This is a genomic window from Herminiimonas glaciei (assembly GCF_042664955.1).
In the GTDB taxonomy this organism is placed as follows: Bacteria; Pseudomonadota; Gammaproteobacteria; order Burkholderiales; family Burkholderiaceae_D; genus Oxalicibacterium; species Oxalicibacterium glaciei.
This window is the reverse complement of sequence record NZ_JBHTBU010000002.1, coordinates 443,432-461,935: the sequence shown is the minus strand read 5'-3', so window position 1 is coordinate 461,935 and position 18,504 is coordinate 443,432. Positions and strand designations below refer to the sequence as shown.

General features: G+C 54.9%; 15 protein-coding genes. 11 read left to right on the top strand and 4 right to left on the bottom strand.

Translation table 11 applies throughout. The annotated features are described in order from the left end of the window. Nucleotides 1–257 precede the first annotated feature (257 nt). Nucleotides 258–593, top strand: a complete 336-nt coding sequence (locus ACFQPC_RS13005) for a CzcE family metal-binding protein (protein ID WP_382272350.1) — start codon at nucleotides 258–260, stop codon at nucleotides 591–593. Here the strand turns inward: ACFQPC_RS13005 and ACFQPC_RS13000 are convergent. Beyond that, nucleotides 590–1,885: a PepSY-associated TM helix domain-containing protein gene (locus ACFQPC_RS13000; protein WP_382272939.1), complete on the bottom strand. Its 1,296-nt coding sequence runs from the start codon at nucleotides 1,883–1,885 to the stop codon at nucleotides 590–592. The two genes, ACFQPC_RS13005 and ACFQPC_RS13000, sit on opposite strands and share 4 nt — an antisense overlap. Before the next feature lie 335 nt (nucleotides 1,886–2,220). On the opposite strand from ACFQPC_RS13000, the gene ACFQPC_RS12995 reads away from it, so the two are divergent. From ACFQPC_RS12995 to ACFQPC_RS12985, 3 genes are all read left to right on the top strand, one after another. Beyond that, entirely contained in the window at nucleotides 2,221–4,659 is a 2,439-nt protein-coding gene (locus ACFQPC_RS12995; RefSeq protein WP_382272349.1) for a heavy metal translocating P-type ATPase, read from the top strand. Nucleotides 4,660–4,686: 27 nt separating this feature from the next. Further along, a complete protein-coding gene (gene cueR, locus ACFQPC_RS12990) occupies nucleotides 4,687–5,109 on the top strand; it encodes a Cu(I)-responsive transcriptional regulator (RefSeq protein WP_382272348.1) in 423 nt (140 codons plus the stop codon). 103 nt (nucleotides 5,110–5,212) lie between these two features. Further along, on the top strand, nucleotides 5,213–5,551 hold the full coding sequence (locus ACFQPC_RS12985; protein ID WP_382272347.1) for an antibiotic biosynthesis monooxygenase family protein: 339 nt from the start codon (nucleotides 5,213–5,215) through the stop codon (nucleotides 5,549–5,551). Nucleotides 5,552–5,602: 51 nt separating this feature from the next. Here ACFQPC_RS12985 and ACFQPC_RS12980 read toward each other — a convergent pair whose 3' ends face one another. Together ACFQPC_RS12980 and ACFQPC_RS12975 are read right to left on the bottom strand one after the other, a co-directional pair. Then, nucleotides 5,603–5,809, bottom strand: a complete 207-nt coding sequence (locus ACFQPC_RS12980; protein ID WP_382272346.1) for a heavy-metal-associated domain-containing protein — start codon at nucleotides 5,807–5,809, stop codon at nucleotides 5,603–5,605. Between the two features lie 65 nt (nucleotides 5,810–5,874). Next, nucleotides 5,875–6,372, bottom strand: a complete 498-nt coding sequence (locus tag ACFQPC_RS12975; RefSeq protein ID WP_382272345.1) for a DUF2165 family protein — start codon at nucleotides 6,370–6,372, stop codon at nucleotides 5,875–5,877. An 842-nt stretch (nucleotides 6,373–7,214) separates the two neighbouring features. On the opposite strand from ACFQPC_RS12975, the gene ACFQPC_RS12970 reads away from it, so the two are divergent. The 3 genes from ACFQPC_RS12970 (at nucleotide 7,215) to rarD (ending at nucleotide 11,885) form a co-directional block, all read left to right on the top strand. Then, nucleotides 7,215–8,285 (top strand): GGDEF domain-containing protein, encoded by a 1,071-nt coding sequence (locus tag ACFQPC_RS12970; protein ID WP_382272344.1) that lies wholly within the window; start codon nucleotides 7,215–7,217, stop codon nucleotides 8,283–8,285. Nucleotides 8,286–8,619: 334 nt separating this feature from the next. Further along, nucleotides 8,620–10,794 carry a TonB-dependent receptor domain-containing protein gene (locus ACFQPC_RS12965; RefSeq protein WP_382272343.1) on the top strand — a complete coding sequence of 725 codons (2,175 nt, stop codon included), beginning with the start codon at nucleotides 8,620–8,622 and terminating at the stop codon, nucleotides 10,792–10,794. A gap of 200 nt (nucleotides 10,795–10,994) precedes the next feature. Continuing rightward, nucleotides 10,995–11,885, top strand: coding sequence for an EamA family transporter RarD (gene rarD / locus ACFQPC_RS12960; RefSeq protein ID WP_382272342.1), 891 nt, complete (start codon nucleotides 10,995–10,997; stop codon nucleotides 11,883–11,885). A gap of 59 nt (nucleotides 11,886–11,944) precedes the next feature. On the opposite strand, the gene ACFQPC_RS12955 is transcribed toward rarD, so the two are convergent. Continuing rightward, nucleotides 11,945–13,822 (bottom strand): potassium transporter Kup, encoded by a 1,878-nt coding sequence (locus ACFQPC_RS12955; protein WP_382272341.1) that lies wholly within the window; start codon nucleotides 13,820–13,822, stop codon nucleotides 11,945–11,947. 264 nt (nucleotides 13,823–14,086) lie between these two features. Between ACFQPC_RS12955 and ettA the strand changes: the two genes are divergently transcribed. From ettA to ACFQPC_RS12935, 4 genes are all read left to right on the top strand, one after another. After that, the gene (gene ettA / locus ACFQPC_RS12950; protein WP_012081370.1) at nucleotides 14,087–15,754 is read left to right on the top strand and encodes an energy-dependent translational throttle protein EttA; all 1,668 of its coding nucleotides are present in this window, start codon (nucleotides 14,087–14,089) and stop codon (nucleotides 15,752–15,754) included. 237 nt (nucleotides 15,755–15,991) lie between these two features. Beyond that, nucleotides 15,992–16,990, top strand: coding sequence for an ABC transporter substrate-binding protein (locus tag ACFQPC_RS12945; protein WP_382272340.1), 999 nt, complete (start codon nucleotides 15,992–15,994; stop codon nucleotides 16,988–16,990). Nucleotides 16,991–17,008: 18 nt separating this feature from the next. After that, nucleotides 17,009–17,776 (top strand): ABC transporter permease, encoded by a 768-nt coding sequence (locus ACFQPC_RS12940; protein ID WP_382272339.1) that lies wholly within the window; start codon nucleotides 17,009–17,011, stop codon nucleotides 17,774–17,776. Continuing rightward, on the top strand, nucleotides 17,764–18,504 hold the full coding sequence (locus ACFQPC_RS12935; protein ID WP_382272338.1) for an ABC transporter ATP-binding protein: 741 nt from the start codon (nucleotides 17,764–17,766) through the stop codon (nucleotides 18,502–18,504). Before ACFQPC_RS12940 ends, ACFQPC_RS12935 begins: the two co-directional genes overlap by 13 nt.

Genomic DNA, 18,504 nt, shown 5'->3' with positions numbered 1-18,504 from the left:
TATGAAATGAGTTCTATAAGCCATGAGTGAATCGATGTCTCACGCAAGGATGCGCGACCAACGCTACAGGGCGATGTTAGTCACCCACGCCACGATTGTAAATAATCCATTTTGGCTTTGGATATATCAAAAAGATATATTGTCGCGGAGAATGCCCGACCTTGCTTGTGGGGCATGCGATGCGGAAACAGCGGAACCTGTATGATGAATTGCTGCTCTAAACAGAGCACATTTGTTGCAATAAACCGGAGGCTGCCATGCAGACCAGATTACTTACCCTCGCCTTTAGCGCCTGCATGTTGCTTAGTGCTCCGGCATTTGCCGAAACCACACGCGTTGATTTGCTCGGTTATCCGGCGACCGCCGCGGCAGCGGTGCGCACCATAGTGATTACACCTGACACCAAATGGGTAAATGTCGAAGGCGGTGAAATCATCAACTTCATCGTCGGTGACAAATCCTTCGCCTGGCACTTCTATGTAGGCTTCACCGTTACTTCCTTCGACCTGCAACTGGTCGCGCCACCGGGCCTGCTGCAACGACGCATCGTCGCCTACGTCTCGCCTGACCCGATGTATATCGGACGTGACTAGGCGGTAGCTGCCGGCAAATCCGTTTTGGCACCCAGGCTGTTACGCACCTGGATCTCTGAACGCACGCGTGCCTTGCGTTTTTTCCACCAGATCACCACGCCGGTGACGCTCAGCATGGCAACCAGTAAACCCATGAAGGAAATCAGGATGCGTCCCGGCAAGCCGAGGATGCGGCCTGAATGCAGCGGGAACTGCATCTGCAGGAAGATATCGGCAGCGGTGCCCTGCCACGGCAGCTTGTTACCCGCATAAGCGCCAGTCTTGCCGTCGAAGTAAAGCGCTGCAGGCCCTACCCCGCCGCCGCCATGGTCATCGCCGGGATGGAAGAAACTGGCACCGTAAATACCAAATGTATTCGAGTAAAACACACTGCCTATCGGCTCTTGCCAGCCACGGCTATTGGCTTCCGCCTTGGCTTTTTCTATGGCCGCAGGAAAACTCAGGCTTGCCTGGATAGGTTTATTCGGCGCAACCGGCGTACGCACGTCGAAAGGACCGGGGGTCACTTTTGATACCAGCGACATGGCCGGATAAAACACTTCCCGATACAGATTCAACGAAAACGCGGTAAAGGCGAGGATGAACAGCAAGCCCCAGGTCCACAGGCTGAATGCACGGTGCAAATCGAAATTGAGCTTGTAAGAACCGCCGCTCCAGCGCACGCGCCACGACGGTTGCCAGCGTTGCCACCAGGTTTTCCGGTTGTCGGCAGCGTTTGCTGCGACCGCTGCCAGTTTCTTTTCGCGCCGTACCGGCAGCGTCAGGTAAAAACCGAAGAAACAATCGACCACCCAGATCACGGCAATAATGCCCATGAACCAGACACCCCATTCATCGATACCCCACATTTCCGGAATATGCAGGCTGTAATGCAGTTTATAGAGGAAGGGCATCAGGTTTTCCCGCGACAGCGAAACCGCGCCCCACTCGCGCTGGCCCACGATGCGGGCTGCGACCGGATCGACGAACACTTGGTTGTAGCCGAGTTCATACAGGCGGCCATTCGCCGGATTGACCTTGGGACTCACACCGAATAGCGCTGCATGGCCTTCCTCGAATTGCAAAGGCATGAAAGTAACCGTCGCGCGCGGATCGGCCTGCTCTACTACCTGCGCCAGTTCGACCGGCTGCTTATAGGGGCCGCGGCTATCCACCTTGAATAGCGATTCATTGAGCCACTCATCCAGTTCGTGATCCCAGGAAATCACCGCGCCGGTCAAACCGGAAATCAAGAGGAAGAGTGCGATCGTCAGGCCACACCAGCGATGTAATAAGACAAATGATGCACGCAACATAATGGTCGGTATGTATATAAGTGTAGATAGCCGCCCACGATGTATGGCACTGCGGGCAACGCAGATCGCGCAATTATAATGCGTATCATTCCTATTTATGCGGAATATTCTGCCCCCATCTTCGACCCCGTCTATTCCTCCGGCACGGCAGGGATATCCTTCCTGCTACCTTTAATAGGCGATCTTGAAATAAGTGAGCGCATACTTACATCAATTTCGCAGCAAGCGTTACCCTGCCCGGGGATTTTATATGGCACTTGAAAAAAGCCCTTGACCTTCCCATCATGGTAAGGTCGACACTGCTTACATCTACAGTCACCAGTGAGTCCATCATGACGACCGCCCAGCCACAAACCGCTGCAAACAATCTCCGTCGCATCACCCTTGATGTGGCGGGCATGACCTGCGCGTCCTGTGCATCCCGCGTGGAAAAAGCCATCAATGCCATCCCCGGCGTGCAACAAACCAGTGTCAATCTCGCCACCGATTCAGTCGCGGTTGAGGCGACCTCGCAAGTCCAGGCCGACATGATCCGGCAGGCGATAGAAAAGGCCGGCTATGAAGTGCCGCAGGAAGAAGTCACGCTCGACATCACCGGCATGACCTGCGCCTCCTGCGCCGGTCGTGTTGAGAAAGCCTTGCGCAAAGTGGATGGCGTGCTCGACGCCAGCATCAACCTCGCCACCGACCGCGCACAAGTCAAAGTCAATCGCGGCACCAGCAACGCGGCCCTGATCGCGGCTGTAGAAAAAGCCGGCTATGGCGCAGCGCTGCCACTGACCAAGTCTCAAAGCACACAACAAGCCGGTGAACAGAAATCCGCGCCGGACTGGTTGCCGGTCATGTACTCCGCACTAATCGCCATCCCGCTTGTATTGCCCATGTTCCTGCAACCCTTCGGTATCGAATGGATGTTGCCGGGCTGGCTGCAATGGTTGCTGGCAACGCCGGTACAGTTCTGGCTCGGTGCGCGCTTCTATAAAGCAGGCTGGCACGCGGTCAAGGCCGGCACAGGCAATATGGATTTGCTGGTCGCGTTGGGTACCAGTGCCGCTTACGGCCTGAGCATCTACTTGCTGCTGACCGCAATGCCTGACCATATGCCGCATCTGTACTTTGAAGCGTCGGTGGTAGTCATTACCCTGATCCTGCTCGGTAAATGGCTGGAAGCACGCGCCAAGAAACAAACCGCCTCGGCCATACGCGCGCTGCAAAAACTGCGTCCTGAATCCGCCCGCGTACGCCGCGATGGTGTTGATAGCGACGTTCCGATCGACTCGGTCAAGGTCGGCGACATTGTGGTCGTACGCCCCGGCGAACGCATCGCGGTAGACGGCACCATCATAGAAGGCAATAGCCAGGTTGATGAATCGCTGATTACAGGTGAAAGCCTGCCGGTGGTTAAACAGCTTGGCGCCAAAGTAACCGGCGCATCCATCAATGCTGATGGCTTGCTGCTGGTGCGTACCGATGCTATCGGTGCAGAGACCACTTTGTCGCGCATCATCCGCATGGTGGAGAACGCGCAATCGGCGAAAGCACCTATCCAGCGCCTGGTTGATAAAGTCAGCGCGATCTTCGTGCCCATCGTTTTGCTGATCGCACTCGCCACCCTCATAGGCTGGTGGCTGGCTGGTGCCGGTATGGAAACTGCCATCATCAATGCGGTGAGCGTGCTCGTCATCGCCTGTCCATGTGCATTGGGCCTGGCTACGCCGACCGCCATCATGGCCGGTACCGGCGTCGCGGCGAAGGCCGGTATCCTGATCAAGGATGCGGAAGCGCTGGAAACCGTGCATCGCGTCAACACGGTCGTCTTCGATAAAACCGGCACCCTGACCCTGGGCAAGCCACAAGTGGCGGACATGCAGGGCAATGGCATACCGAAGAAGACTTTGCTGCAACTCGCAGCTACCATCCAGAACGGCAGCGAGCATCCACTGGCACATGCTGTCATCGAATCTGCGCGCAAGGAAAATATAGACTTGCTGCCGGTCAGCGAAGTGCAAGCCTTGCCCGGCCGCGGTGTCGCTGCCGTCATCAACGGTCGTCGCCTGCAACTCGGCAGTTCACGCATGATAGAAGAGCTGGGCCTGAATGGCGGTGCACTCGCTGAACGCGCCCAGGAACTGGAAAACACCGGTCATACAATTTCATGGCTGGCGCTGGCAGATGAGCCAACGGAATTGCTGGGCCTGATCGCCTTTGCCGACCAGATCAAGGACAGTGCGCCCCGCGCAATCTCCAGCCTGAATGGGTTGGGTATCGATACCGTGCTGTTGAGCGGTGACAACTATGGCAGCGCTAACGCTGTCGGTAGCGCACTCGGCATCAAGCATGTGATCGCACAAGTGCTGCCTGCGGATAAAACCGCAAAGATCACCGAGCTGCAACAAGGTGATCACATCGTCGCGATGGTCGGTGATGGCATCAACGATGCCCCCGCGCTGGCAGCGGCCCACGTCGGCATCGCAATGGCAACCGGTACCGACGTTGCGATGCATGCAGCGGGTATCACGCTGATGCGTGGCGATCCGGCGCTGGTGGCCGATGCGATCGATATCTCGCGTCGCACCTATAGCAAGATCAGGCAGAACCTGTTCTGGGCGTTTATCTACAACCTGGTCGGCATTCCGCTGGCGGCATTCGGCTTGCTGAATCCTATGCTCGCCGGTGCGGCGATGGCCTTCAGCTCGGTCAGTGTCATCAGCAATGCGCTGCTCCTGCGTCGCTGGCACCCGACAGCCCAGGCAGTGCGTGACGGTAAGTAAGCGACCATCAGACGGAAAGGACATAGTATGAATATCGGAGAAGCAGCCCATGCATCCGGCATCACTGCCAAGATGATCCGGCATTATGAAAGCATCGCCCTGATCAAACCCAGCGCGCGCAGTGACGCCGGCTACCGCACTTACAATGAGAACGACTTGCACACGCTACGTTTCATCAAGCGGGCGCGCAAGCTGGGCTTCGCGCTGGACCAGATCCGCGACTTGCTATCGCTATGGAATGATGCGCATCGCGCCAGCGCTGATGTCAAGGCAATTGCATTGGCGCATGTAGCGGACCTGAACAAGCGCGTGGCTGAACTCACGGAAATGCGTGATACCTTGCAACACCTCGCACAAACCTGCAATGGTGATGCGCGCGCCGACTGCCCTATCCTGCAAGGATTGGCGCAGGCAGACGGCAACGATGCGCACGATTGCTGCGCTCACTGACGAGAATCAGTTTCCACCAAAAGCGTAGTGTCATAACTTCGCTTTTGGCATATTTATTCCGCCCAGCCCATTCGGGCAGGCTGCCTCCGGGTCGATAAGCACTATGTATTCATCCACTTTCATCTTCGCCAGCAAACAGTTCGATGACGAATTTCATCGGCTCGATCGCATCATTGCAGATGCCGCCAAAGCCATGCCCGGTTATCTGGGCGAAGAAACCTGGGAAAACAGCGCTAGCGGCCTGACTTCAAATGTGTACTACTGGGATACGCTTGAATCACTACAGGCATTGATCCAGCATCCGGTGCATCAACAAGCAAAAGCCGCACATTCCAATTGGCTCAACGGTTACCGGGTCATCATTTCTGAAGTATTAAGGACGTATGGAGATAATCTGCTGCAAGATGATCTGCTACAGCATCGCCCTGAATCCGGACAATAAAAAAGAGCGGGTGGCTTAGCCATCCCGCTCTTTCTTTTTAGTACGCTGCTTTTAAACAGTAGTACTGGCAGTCACCGGATAACCGGCTTCCGTAATCGCTTCAGAGATCTCCGCCAGGTCCGCACTGGACTGCACGCGCACCTTGCCTTGTGGCAGATCGACTTCCACCTTGGCGGCGGCATCCACGCCCAATACTGTTTTAGTCACTTTGCTCACGCAATGACCGCAGCTCATATCTTCAACTTTCAATTCGTACATGGCCAACTCCTTATGTGGGACAACTGACTACACTGTAGAGCTTCCCACCGTGGGAAGGTCAAGCACTATTCATCAAGTTTGTCATTCGACATGACGACATAAATCAATACCAGCAACAGTGTGGTGAAGAAACGGCTGGCATCAGGCACGCCATTCCATTCCTTCGACATCCACATGCCAAACCACTCCCCGCCCACCGACATAAACCCGACTTGCCAGGTCAGGAACCCCAGCGTCAAACCGGCAATTGCAAACTTTTTGGCGCGCCGGAATACGGCTTCATCCGCCTTGATCGATTGCAAGAGCTTGAAACCGCCTATCCAGCACAGGATCGCGGTCAGGGTTTCCAGCGCGATGATGAATATATAGCCGGCGTGCTGGATCAGCGGTGACTCAATCGCACGGTAGGTAATGCTGTTGCCGGGAAAAGTCGTATCCATGAGGAAGACATGGTGCACGAACGCAAAGTTGGTGTCGTAGTCGGTGATATTGCCGAAACTGACCAGCGATGCAAACAAGGCCATCGCCAGCACCATCGCGATTTTTGACAAGCGGATCATCATGATTTTTAGTCCTTTTAGTAAAAGTTGGAGTGATATCCGTTCTGGCCCACCGATGATTGCGCCGCCTGCACAGGCGTGTTCAAGCAATGCAGAAATTCTGCAAAGGTACTTGGCGGTCTATCGGTGGGAAGATACGGTGCACGAAATGCATCGTGGGAAATACAGGAATCCAGTTGGGTATCGGGACTGGCGTTACCTGAAGCCGGCTGAGTCATGTTGGAAATGATTCAGCAAACTGGATGAGCCCAACTTTGGTGGAAATAATTCTACTTGAGATTGCAGTAATTTCCCAGATGCAGGTCATGGACGCAGACCGCGTTCACAACAGCGTCATGAAAATGATGCAAATTGGTGTGCCTGTGGTCTAGAACGGTGCACCTCCCCGCAAGCCGCCCCGGGGGAAATCATTACAGAGAATTCCGCTCTCGGGCGCCTGCTGTACTGCCGATAATCGCTGTTTATGCCACTCGCAGTATCGCAGAAACAAGGCCGGGCACAGAATATGCACGAGATAAATTACCCCAAGGAAACTATTTTGTTACTTTTCGAAAACGGCGTGTTGGTTGAGTACAACCCATGTCACAGCGAGGACAAAAAGCAAACGTAAAATATAGTTTCCATGTGGTAACTAAGGGATTTGTTGCTTTCTATTCAGATAGAATGGTTCTAACTAATTAGACAATAAAAACCATTAAAAACGGCTTAATCAGTTATTCAGCGCTCTTGAAATTAGCTTCTCTCAATAGAAAATTTTTCTTGAAGTCACGCCCCATGCTTAAACAGATTCAAACAACCGATCAATGTCTTTGCATGGGTAACGTGTGAGTACTTCAGAACCCCTCATGATGGGATCGCTACTGGATCATCTGGTAGAGATCACCGGCCATCGCGATCACGACCTGCTCGACATTTCGGTAATGACCGCTTTGTTGAATATGGTGGGCGTGGCCGAGGCGCGCGTCATGGAGTTATTCCAGTCACGCGGTGAGCTCTTCGTGCGCCCACGCGTCTGGATCTCCGGCGGCGCGGTACAAACCGTGGATGAAGAACATACCTCATCCGAACAGGCGGGCGAACCTATCGTTTCCTTCCCGGGACTGGTCGCCTGTATCGCACAGCGCAAAAACCGCCTCGAAGAAAGCACCGAGAACGGCCGGCATGTCCTGTGGATACCGATCTGGCAAAACGACAAAGTCTCAACCTGTCTCGAAATTGCGCATACACAACCGTTCACACCGCAGATGCTGCAAGTCATGGAAGGCATCCTGAGTGTTTATCGCAATTACCAAAGCTTGCTTGATTACAGCGAACGCGATTCGCTGACCGGTTTGCTCAATCGCAAAACCTTCGACGAAAAGTTCGCGCGCATGGTCAATGCCAAGCCATCCGAATCAGTTGCGCGCGACGATGAAGACCGCGAGGAACGGCGCCATCATGCAGATGTGAAATCGCAATGGCTGGCCGTAATCGACATCGATCACTTCAAACGGGTCAATGACCAGTTCGGTCACTTGTACGGCGACGAAGTGCTAATCCTGGTCGCGAATGTATTGCGCACTTCCTTCCGCGCCCAAGATCGCGTGTTCCGGTTCGGCGGTGAGGAATTTGTGGTGTTGCTGCGCTCCGCCACCCTGGCCGATGCACAAATGGTGTTCGAACGCTTCCGCACCAGTATCGAACAACACTCTTTCCCGCAAATCGGGCAAATCACAGTCAGCATCGGCTTTTCCAGCATTTCGCAAGAAACCCCGGTGGTAATCCTTGGTCACGCCGACCAAGCCTTGTATTACGCCAAAGACCACGGCCGCAATCAGGTCTGTTATTACGACGAACTGCTGGACCAGGGCTTGCTCCAGGTCGGCAAAAAAGCGGAATCGGTCGAATTTTTTTTCGACGACCCGGCCGACGGTTAAACCGTTTGAAACGGCCAGGCATTCTGCCCGGCCGGTTCTTCCCCGCCTTATCCCTGCTGTCCGGCGCATTTGTCGTCACATCCGCTTTTTGCCCAGTCCCTCGCTCGAATCAATGCAAATACGCAACACTCCCATCAAGAATTCCCTGACTTTCCTGACTGGTATTGCAAATCATTATCGTTTGCATTAGTATCGCGTTAAATTTACGTTAAGAAAACGTTAAACACGCAGCCAGCCAAACACCGAAGTCGGACGCCCTCGCTCCATTTCCCCCTGTGTACTAGCCAGCCATCAACACCTCCCCCGCGTGGGATCCCCTTTTTCTGGAGCAAGCATGGCAGCGCAGCATTCCCCGGACTTCGCACGTCCTTTCGAGCCTTTGGCGACCAATTCATCCCGTACCGAAACCGCGCTGGAACGCCACGCCCGCCGCAGCTGGCCACTGGCTGCGGCCTTGTTGTTTGCATCTGCGTCTGCTGCGGCGCAAAGCTCGGATCAGCATCTGGCAGAAGTCGTCGTCAGTGCATCGGGTTTCGAACAAACCATTAAGGAAGCACCAGCCAGTATCACCATCATTACGCGTGAACAATTGGAAACCAATCGCGTCAACAGCGTTGCGGAAGCATTGCGCGGCGTTGAAGGCGTGGACGTCGGCGATGCACCGGGTAAAACCGGCGGCATGAATATCAGCATGCGCGGCATGAACAGTCGTTTTACGCTGATCCTGATTGATGGCCGCAGGCAAAATACAGCCGGTAGCGTCACACCTAACGGCTTTGGTGAAACATCCACCTCCTTTATGCCACCACCTTCCGCCATCGAACGTATCGAAGTCATACGCGGACCTATGTCCACGCTGTACGGCTCGGATGCGATGGGCGGCGTCATCAACATCATCACCCGCAAAGTCGGTAAAGTCTGGTCCGGCAACGTCACTGCGGAAACTACCTTGCAAGGTGAATCCCAATTCGGCAATTCACAAGCAGGCAGCGTATATCTGAGCGGGCCTTTGGTAGAAAACCTGTTCGGCCTGCAAGTGCGTGCACGCCGGTATCACCGCGATGATTCCAATATCCAGTGGCCAGGCAAGCTGCCAGGTAGCCTGACACTGGGCAATGACCCGGTTAAATCGACCATCGATACTGCAGGCGCCAAACTGACTTTTACGCCAAACAAAGACAATGATATTTCACTGGATATCGATAGCTCGCGACAAACTTACGACAACAGCCGCGGCCAATTGGGCACACTCGACAAACCAACCGACCGCCGTGGTTATTTGCCGGAACAAAAATTCAACCGGGATCAAATCACCTTGGCGCATACCTTGCGTATGGCCAATAGCGTTTTGGAATCCAGCATCAGCCATACCAAGACAGAAACCATAGGTCGCACCATTCCGACCCTGGCACCGGGTGGCAAACCTGCAGGCAGCCCACGTACCCTGGAATCTGAAAGCACCATTTTTGATACCAAGCTGGTGACAGCACTCGATACCCACATGTTGAGCGTAGGCGCGCAATGGTGGGAAGCCAAGATGATCGATGCGATCGCTCCGCGCGGCTTTGATCAAAAACAAGTCGGTGTCTTTGCCGAAGACGAATGGCGCATCCGCAAGGATCTGGCGCTGACGGTCGGCGTGCGCCACGATAATCACAGCACCTTCGGCGGTGCCACCACGCCGCGTGCGTACCTGGTCTGGAATGCAACGGATCAATGGACCTTTAAAGGCGGGGTAAGCAAAGCGTATCGCACCCCGGGGCTGGAACAACTAGTGAACGGCTTGTCAGGTATCGGTGGTCAGGGCACCACTCCCTTATATGGCAATCCCGCATTGCAGCCGGAACGTAGCGTGAGCAGTGAATTCGGGACTTACTTCGACAATAACCAAGGCTTCCGTGCCAACGCCACCATATTCCAGACCGACTTCAAGGATGCGATTAGCAACATTAGTAACTATGTCCCCCCAAGTGGAGGTGCCCAAGGCAGTTTTCCTGTTAACGTCAGCAATGCGACGGTAAAAGGCCTGGAGCTCGGTGGTAGCCTGGAATTTGCCCGCGTCTGGCGGGTAGCGGCTAACTATACCTATACAGATAGCGAACAAAAAAGCGGCGCCAACATCGGCAAGCCTTTGGAAAACACGCCTAAGCATGCAGCCAACGTGAAACTTGACTGGCGCACCACAGAACAATTGAACTTGTGGGCACAAGCAGAATATAAAAGCGAACGCTATCGCCCCGAAGATACCGGTGCGTTCACCAATACCAAAGCCTTACTCGGTGATTTCAAGGCTTATACATTACTGAACATAGGTGGCACTTATAAGGTGAATAAAGCTTTCTCCTTCAACATGGCGATTAACAATTTGTTGAGTAAAAACTTTGTTGATTACCGCCCGGTCACAACCACAGCGAACGGCCCAACACGCCCGGTAGCCGGCTTTGCCAATCAGTACATCAGCACTATGGAACCACGTCGCCTATGGATCTCTGCCAATTACACCTTCTGATGCCCGGCTAAACCCTCTCTCAGCAGTGCCCTCTCGCGCACTAAGGCCTTCCGGCTTTAGTGCGTTTTTTTATTCGCTCATGTTTTATCTTGGCGGACAAACCACATTTTCCCCGTCAAAAACACGCTTCGCCGATTACTGGGATAATCCTTCCGTTACACAGGGCAACTTTCCGCCCTTTCTTTACGGACCTATCCATCATGAATCCCGGCATGCTGTACGCACTCTGCGCCTATGTGGCCTGGGGCTCGTTTCCGATTTATTTCAAATCGCTGCACGATATTGCGCCGCTGGAAATCCTGCTGCACCGCATGGTGTGGGCGCTCGGTTTCCTGCTCATCGTGCTCGCCGTGCGCAGGCAATGGGCGTGGTTAGGCACTGTCTTGCGCCAGCCTAAGGTATTGGCCGGCTTTACCGCCAGTGCACTGCTGTTATCAACCAACTGGTTTGTCTATATCTGGGCGGTCAATCACGATCGCATCATCGATGCCAGCCTCGGTTATTTCATGACGCCGCTAGTGAATGTGCTGCTCGGTTTTCTCGTTCTGGGTGAACGCCTGCGTCGCCTGCAATGGGCCGCTGTGCTTGTCGCCGCACTGGGGGTCGCGTGGCTGACCTGGGAGAATGGACATTTACCGTGGATAGGCCTGATACTGGGACTGACTTTCGGCACTTATGGCTTGTTGCGTAAAACGGCCAAACTCGGTGCGCTGGAAGGATTGTCGCTGGAAACCTTGCTGCTGTTCCCGCTCGCAGTACTTGCGTTGGCGGTGATGGCCTGGAATGGCAGTAACAGCTTCATCCATGCGCCGGCTACATCGCAATGGCTGCTGGTTGCGGCCGGTCCGATTACGGCAATTCCATTGCTGCTGTTTGCTACAGCAGCACGTCGCATACCGTTATCCACGCTCGGGCTGTTGCAATACATCACGCCGACGCTGCAATTACTGGTTGGTGTCTGGCTATACCACGAGCCATTCAGTAGTGCACGCCTGGTCGGCTTTGCTGCGATCTGGATCGCGCTCGGTTTGTATTCGGCAGACGGACTATGGCAAAACTACAGGCAGCCTGCTGCTGATACGCAAAAATAGGCAGGCATTAAAAAAGGCAACACAGCTGTGTTGCCTTTTTTGTTGATGGAAATGAACGCTTAAATTTCTACCTTGGTACCCAATTCAATCACGCGGTTCGAAGGAATTTGGTAATAATCCGCGGCACCGCGTGCATGGCGCGACATCGCGACAAAGATGTGTTCACGCCACAACGCCATACCGCGCACCGGATTCGCCACTACGGTCTGGCGTGCGATGAAGAATGAAGTCTCCATCATTTCAAATTCCAGTCCCTGGTCTTTTGCCAGTTCCAAAGCGGCAGGAATATCCGGCACGTTTTTGAAACCGTAAGTCACATCCATCTGATAGCAATCATCGCCCAGCAAATGAATGCGAACCTGATCAGTAGTCGGCACATACGGCACTTCCATCATACGCACCGTCAGGAACACGACACGTTCGTGCAACACTTTGTTGTGCGACAGATTGTGCAACATCGCATGCGGTACACCATCCGATTCACCACGCAGGAAAATCGCAGTGCCAGGGACGCGGGTTGGTGGCGAGATGAACAGCGAGGCGAGGAAATCCTCCAGCGGAATCGCATGCTTTTGCAAATTCTCGAACACCAGTTCACGACCACGCTTCCACGTCAGCATCAGCGTGAACAGGATCGTACCGAGCAAGAGCGGGAACCAGCCACCGTGGAACAGCTTGAGCATATTCGCCGAAAACAGGCTGAGATCGATCACCAGAAAGAAACCGGTCGAAGCCAGGCACAGCAAGAGATTGTATTTCCAGCGATAACGGATCACGAAGAAGGTCAGTATCGTGGTCACCAGCATGGTTGCAGTCACGGCGATACCGTATGCCGCTGCCAGATCGGACGAGGAGCCAAAACCAACCACGGCCATCACTACTACCGTCATCTGCAGCCAGTTCACCGCAGGAATATAAATCTGTCCAATCTGGCTGGCCGACGTAAATTCAATCTTCATGCGCGGCAGGAAGCCCAGTGCAATCGCCTGCTTGGTCATCGAGAATGTGCCGGAAATCGTCGCCTGTGATGCGATGATGGCCGCCATGGTCGACAGCGCCACCAGGGGGTAAATACTCCATGCCCCGAGTTGCTGATAGAAAGGATTGGTCACGGCATCCGGATGCATCAGCAGCAAAGCACCTTGTCCCAGGTAGTTCAATGCCAGCGCCGGGAAGGCTACCAGGAACCAGGCCATGCGGATCGGCTTGGCACCGAAGTGCCCCATATCCGCATACAGTGCTTCGGCACCGGTGAACGCCAGTACCACTGCACCCAGCGCGATGAATGCGAGGAAGCGATTGCCGTCGAGGAAGTGCAATGCATGCCATGGATTGAGTGCGTACAGGATTTGCGGCGCATCAATGATATTGACCACACCCATCACCGCCAGCGTCGCAAACCAGACCACCATGATGGGACCGAACCATTTACCGATGCCGGCGGTACCGCGCGCCTGCAGCGAATAAAGGCCGACCAGCACGGCTACTGTCAGCGGCACCACATAGGGATCAAATGTTTCGGTCGCGACGCTCAGGCCCTCGACCGCGGACAATACCGAAATCGCCGGTGTAATCACGCTATCGCCATAGAACAGCGTGGCGCCAAACAAACCCATGACCAGCAGCGGGAAATACCAGCGTGAATTGCGTGTCACCGAAGAAAGCGCCAGTGCCATCAAGGCCATGATGCCGCCTTCGCCGCGGTTATTCGCGCGCAGCACCAGCGTGACGTACTTGAGTGAAACGATGATGATCAAGCCCCAGACGATCAATGAAACAACACCGAGCAGGTTTTCCGGTGTGAGGGCCAGGCCGTGTTCTTTGGAGAACACCTCTTTCATCGTATATAAAGGACTCGTACCGATGTCGCCGTACACAATGCCGACAGCGGCCAGAGTCAATGCAGCGAGACTGCTTTTTTTATCTGGTGAAGCCAAAGAGTGCTCTCTTTAGAGGGATGGTGCGTCGCACAATAGGATATGCGACTCCATAATGCAAGTAAACATGAGCTTCCGTCTACACAGTGTTGCACTAAAGTTGAATCTCGCCCAGCCCTAGTTTACAAACCGCGAAATTTTCGGTTTTAAATGCATTTTGCCATCGATATCCGCTTCAGTATTGATATCGCACTTACCCTGACGCCCCGCATCGGTTATCCTTGCACCCACCTCTTTGGCAAGCAACCTCATCTTGAAATAACAATGGCAAATTACGTTTACACCATGAACCGCGTGGGCAAGATCGTCCCACCGAAACGTCAGATCCTGAAAGACATCTCGCTGTCCTTCTTCCCCGGCGCCAAAATCGGCGTACTGGGCCTGAACGGCTCGGGCAAATCGACACTGCTGAAAATCATGGCCGGTATCGATACCGACATCATCGGCGAAGCACGCCCGGCACCTAACCTCAACATCGGTTACCTGCCGCAGGAACCGCAACTCGATCCGGAACAAACCGTACGCCAGGCAGTGGAAGGCGGCCTCGGTGAAGTATTCGAAGCCAAGGCCAAGCTGGAAGAAGTGTATGCCGCGTATGCGGAACCGGATGCTGATTTCGACGCACTCGCAACCGAGCAGGCACGACTGGAAGCCATCATCTCGACCTCGGCCGGCGACAACCCGGAACAGCAACTGGAAATGGCTGCCGATGCATTGCGCCTGCCACCATGGGATGCCAAAATCGGTGTCCTGTCCGGTGGTGAAAAGCGTCGCGTCGCTTTGTGCCGCTTGCTGCTATCCAAACCCGATATGCTCCTGCTCGATGAACCGACCAACCATCTGGATGCTGAATCGGTGGACTGGCTCGAACAATTCCTGCAACGCTTCCCCGGCACCGTGGTCGCGATTACCCATGATCGCTACTTCCTCGACAATGCCGCTGAATGGATCCTGGAACTGGATCGCGGCCATGGTATTCCATGGAAAGGCAACTACAGCTCGTGGCTGGAACAAAAAGGCGATCGCCTGAAGCAGGAAGAAGCATCGGAATCCTCGCGCCAGAAAACCATCGCCAAGGAATTGGAATGGGTACGCCAGAATCCGAAAGGCCGTCAGGCCAAATCGAAAGCGCGTCTGGCCCGCTTCAATGAGTTGTCCGAACACGAATACCAAAAGCGCAATGAGACACAGGAGATCTTCATCCCGGTCGCTGAGCGTCTCGGTAATGAAGTCATCGAATTCAAAAATGTCTCCAAGGCATTCGGCGATCGCCTGCTGATCGACAACCTGAGCTTCCGCATTCCTGCCGGTGCTATCGTCGGCATCATCGGCCCGAACGGTGCCGGTAAATCGACGTTGTTCAAAATGATCACCGGCAAGGAACAACCTGATAGCGGTGAAGTCGTGATCGGCACTACCGCCAAAGTCTCTATCGTCGATCAGTCACGCGATACGCTGAATGATGGCAAGACCGTGTTTGAAGATGTCACCGGCGGTGCCGACATCCTGACCGTGGGTCGCTTTGAAATGCCGTCGCGTGCCTACCTCGGTCGCTTCAACTTCAAAGGCGGCGACCAGCAAAAAATCGTCGGCAACCTGTCCGGTGGTGAACGCGGTCGTTTGCATCTGGCCAAGACCCTGCTGATGGGCGGCAACGTCCTGCTGCTCGATGAACCGTCTAACGATCTGGACGTTGAAACCCTGCGTGCGCTGGAAGACGCCTTGCTGGAATTTGCCGGCAGCGTATTGGTGATCTCACATGATCGCTGGTTCCTCGATCGTATCGCGACCCACATCCTGGCTTTCGAAGGCAATTCGCAAGTTTCATTCTTCGACGGCAACTATCAGGAATACGAAGCTGACAAACGTAAACGCCTGGGTGAAGAAGGTGCCAAACCTAAGCGTATCCGCTACAAGCCTTTGACCACGTAAGCATTTGCGGGAATTTGTTTGCTGCGACAAAAATGGCGACCACGATATCGGGTCGCCATTTTTTATTGTGTTTACGATAGCAAGTGTCACGAAGAAATGCAGTACTGTCGCGGCTTCCGGGACGATACAGCCCCACAAAAAGCAACTAAGGTTATTTCTTTTTGTTATTAAAGCCTGGAGCATGCTTTCAATACAATGGACGGTCTTGTATCCCACATGTCTCCCAAGGCCATCAAAATGAAACGCATCCTCGCATCTGTTGCCCTCGCACTCGGCCTATCCGCCGCGCACGCGGCTCCGCTCGAAGTCGGTTACCTGCCGATCATCCCGGCAGCACAATTATTCATTGCTTACGAGCAAAACACGCTGCCGCCTGAAGTACGCAGCGCCAAACTGGTGCAATTCCAAAGCGGTCCGGCGCTGGTGCAAGCCTTGCTCGCTGGTCAGCTGGATGTCGCTTATGTCGGCATCGGCCCGGCGCTGGTCGCCAGCGCCAAGGGTGCTGACATCAAGGTCGTGGCATCGAATATCGTCGAACAGGTCAGCTTTGTCGCGATGGGCAACCTCGCGCCTTACTTCGCATCCGGTGATGCCTCGACCGCCTTCGCGCGCTTCGCAAAAGATAACGGCCGTCAGCCTATCATCGCCAGCTATCCACGCGGCGCGGTCCCGGAAGCAGCTTTGCAATACTGGTTGCGCAAGCGCGCCAAGGTTGACCCGAGCAGCTTCAAACTGATCTACCAAGGCGAGGCGCAAATCCAGCAAGCACTGCTGACCGGCGCGATCGATGGCGCAGCCATCCTCGAACCTACTGTCACCACCGTCCTGACCAAGGCACCGAAAGCACGCGTAGTCGCACGTGGTTCGGAACTGTTCCCACATCAGCCAGGTGCTGTATTGCTGGTGCGTGAAAAACTGATACGCGAACAACCGGACGTAGTGAAGGCACTGGTCAAAGCGCATATCGCTGCAACCAAGGTACTGGAAACCAATCCGGCGCAGGCGGCACCGTTCGTACAGAAGTATGTCGGCGGCGGACGCCTCGATGTCGCACTGGTGGAAAAAGCCATACGCAACTCCAAAGGCCAATTCACTGCGAATCCAAACACCATCATTCCAGCCACACTGGTACTGCAAAAATTCCAGGCCGAAACCGGTACCCTGGAAGGTGCACCGGCTGATGCCACCAAGTTGTTCGACACACGCTTCTATGATGCTGTCGCAGCTGGTCGCTAAACCCGGAAATGGCAGTTTATGAAGCAGTCTTCAGTTAGCTGGTTGACGCGTGCGGCCTACGGTGTCGCAGGTGTCGTTTTATTCGTATTGTTATGGAAAGCTTCCGGTTATTTTGCATGGGTCAATCCCGGCACGCTGCCGGATCCATTCAAGTTACCGCAAGCCTTCATGCAGGAATGGAGTGCTGGCCGCCTGCTGCCCGCCATCGGCTCCAGCCTGATCCATTACTTCTGGGGCCTGGGACTGGGTACGCTGTTCGGCATCCTGTTTGGCCTGGCCGCCGCGACCATACGTCCGTTTGATTTATTGCAGGCTTACCTGATCCGCATCCTGCGCCCTATCCCGCCGCTGGCCTGGGTCGTGTTCGCGATTGCATGGTTCAAGGTCAGTCATGCCGGCGCGGCCTTCGTGATTTCCATCGGCGTGTTCTGGATCAACTACTACGCCACTGCCAGTGCGGTACGCAACATTGATCCGCGTTTCTACGAACTGGCACGCAGCTTCGGACAAGGCAGCTACTGGCGGCGTGCCATCAGCATTACCCTGCCCGCGATTGCACCAGGCACCCTGGCTGGCATACGCACCGGCATAGGCCAGGCCTGGATGACCCTGATCGCGGCCGAGTTGCTGGGTGTGCCCGGCATGGGGCAAGAGATGAATGCCGCCGCAGGTGTGGGCGCGTATGAAGCGGTAGTGGTTTACATGCTGGCGATTTCGCTGGTGTATGCGGTCAGTGATTTGATCTACGTCCTGATCGAGAAAAGGGTTTTGGCATGGCGTCCGTAATTGAATTCGATCGTATCGCCTACCTGCATCCGGGGGCCAACGCGCCTGTCATACAGGACTTGTCGCTGACCATAGAAGCGGGTGAATTCGTCGCCATCGTCGGTGGTTCCGGCGTCGGCAAATCCACACTGTTGCGCGCGGCAGCCGGATTGATTACGCCAAGCAGTGGTGACGTGCAGCTCAAACTACCGCAGCTACCGGGACGGCGTCGTCGCGCAGTGGTTTTCCAGGATGGTCGATTACTACCCTGGCGCACTGTCGCCGACAATGTCGCCTACGGCCTGGAAACACTGGGCATAGATGCGAGCGAACAGCAGCTGCGCATCAGGGAAGCCTTGCAGTTAACCGGCCTGGCAGAATTTGGTGAACGCTGGCCACATCAACTTTCCGGCGGCCAGGTACAACGCGTCGGTATTGCACGCGCACTGGCGGTGCAACCGGACTTGTTGCTAATGGATGAGCCATTCAGCGCGGTCGATGCCTTGACGCGTCGCAATCTGCAGGCTGAACTAATGCGCATCTGGCACGCGACGCAATCGGCGGTGATGTTCGTGACGCACGATATCGATGAAGCCGTTTTCCTGGCGGATCGCGTCATCGTACTGGGTGGCAGTCCGGCAACAGTCGTCGAAAACCTGCAAATCGATTTGCCGCGACCACGCAACCGCGCGGATGCCACCTTCGGCCGGTATGTCGAACACCTGTCAGCGCAACTAGGCGTACAGTAA

Coding starts and splice junctions, on each gene's coding strand:
- rarD (WP_382272342.1), top strand. CDS start 10,995: ATGAATCCCGGCATGCTGTACGCACTCTGCGCCTATGTGGCCTGGGGC.
- ACFQPC_RS13005 (WP_382272350.1), top strand. CDS start 258: ATGCAGACCAGATTACTTACCCTCGCCTTTAGCGCCTGCATGTTGCTT.
- ACFQPC_RS12970 (WP_382272344.1), top strand. CDS start 7,215: ATGATGGGATCGCTACTGGATCATCTGGTAGAGATCACCGGCCATCGC.
- ACFQPC_RS12965 (WP_382272343.1), top strand. CDS start 8,620: ATGGCAGCGCAGCATTCCCCGGACTTCGCACGTCCTTTCGAGCCTTTG.
- ACFQPC_RS12975 (WP_382272345.1), bottom strand. CDS start 6,372: ATGATGATCCGCTTGTCAAAAATCGCGATGGTGCTGGCGATGGCCTTG.
- ettA (WP_012081370.1), top strand. CDS start 14,087: ATGGCAAATTACGTTTACACCATGAACCGCGTGGGCAAGATCGTCCCA.
- cueR (WP_382272348.1), top strand. CDS start 4,687: ATGAATATCGGAGAAGCAGCCCATGCATCCGGCATCACTGCCAAGATG.
- ACFQPC_RS12945 (WP_382272340.1), top strand. CDS start 15,992: ATGAAACGCATCCTCGCATCTGTTGCCCTCGCACTCGGCCTATCCGCC.
- ACFQPC_RS12980 (WP_382272346.1), bottom strand. CDS start 5,809: ATGTACGAATTGAAAGTTGAAGATATGAGCTGCGGTCATTGCGTGAGC.
- ACFQPC_RS12940 (WP_382272339.1), top strand. CDS start 17,009: ATGAAGCAGTCTTCAGTTAGCTGGTTGACGCGTGCGGCCTACGGTGTC.
- ACFQPC_RS12935 (WP_382272338.1), top strand. CDS start 17,764: ATGGCGTCCGTAATTGAATTCGATCGTATCGCCTACCTGCATCCGGGG.
- ACFQPC_RS12995 (WP_382272349.1), top strand. CDS start 2,221: ATGACGACCGCCCAGCCACAAACCGCTGCAAACAATCTCCGTCGCATC.
- ACFQPC_RS12985 (WP_382272347.1), top strand. CDS start 5,213: ATGTATTCATCCACTTTCATCTTCGCCAGCAAACAGTTCGATGACGAA.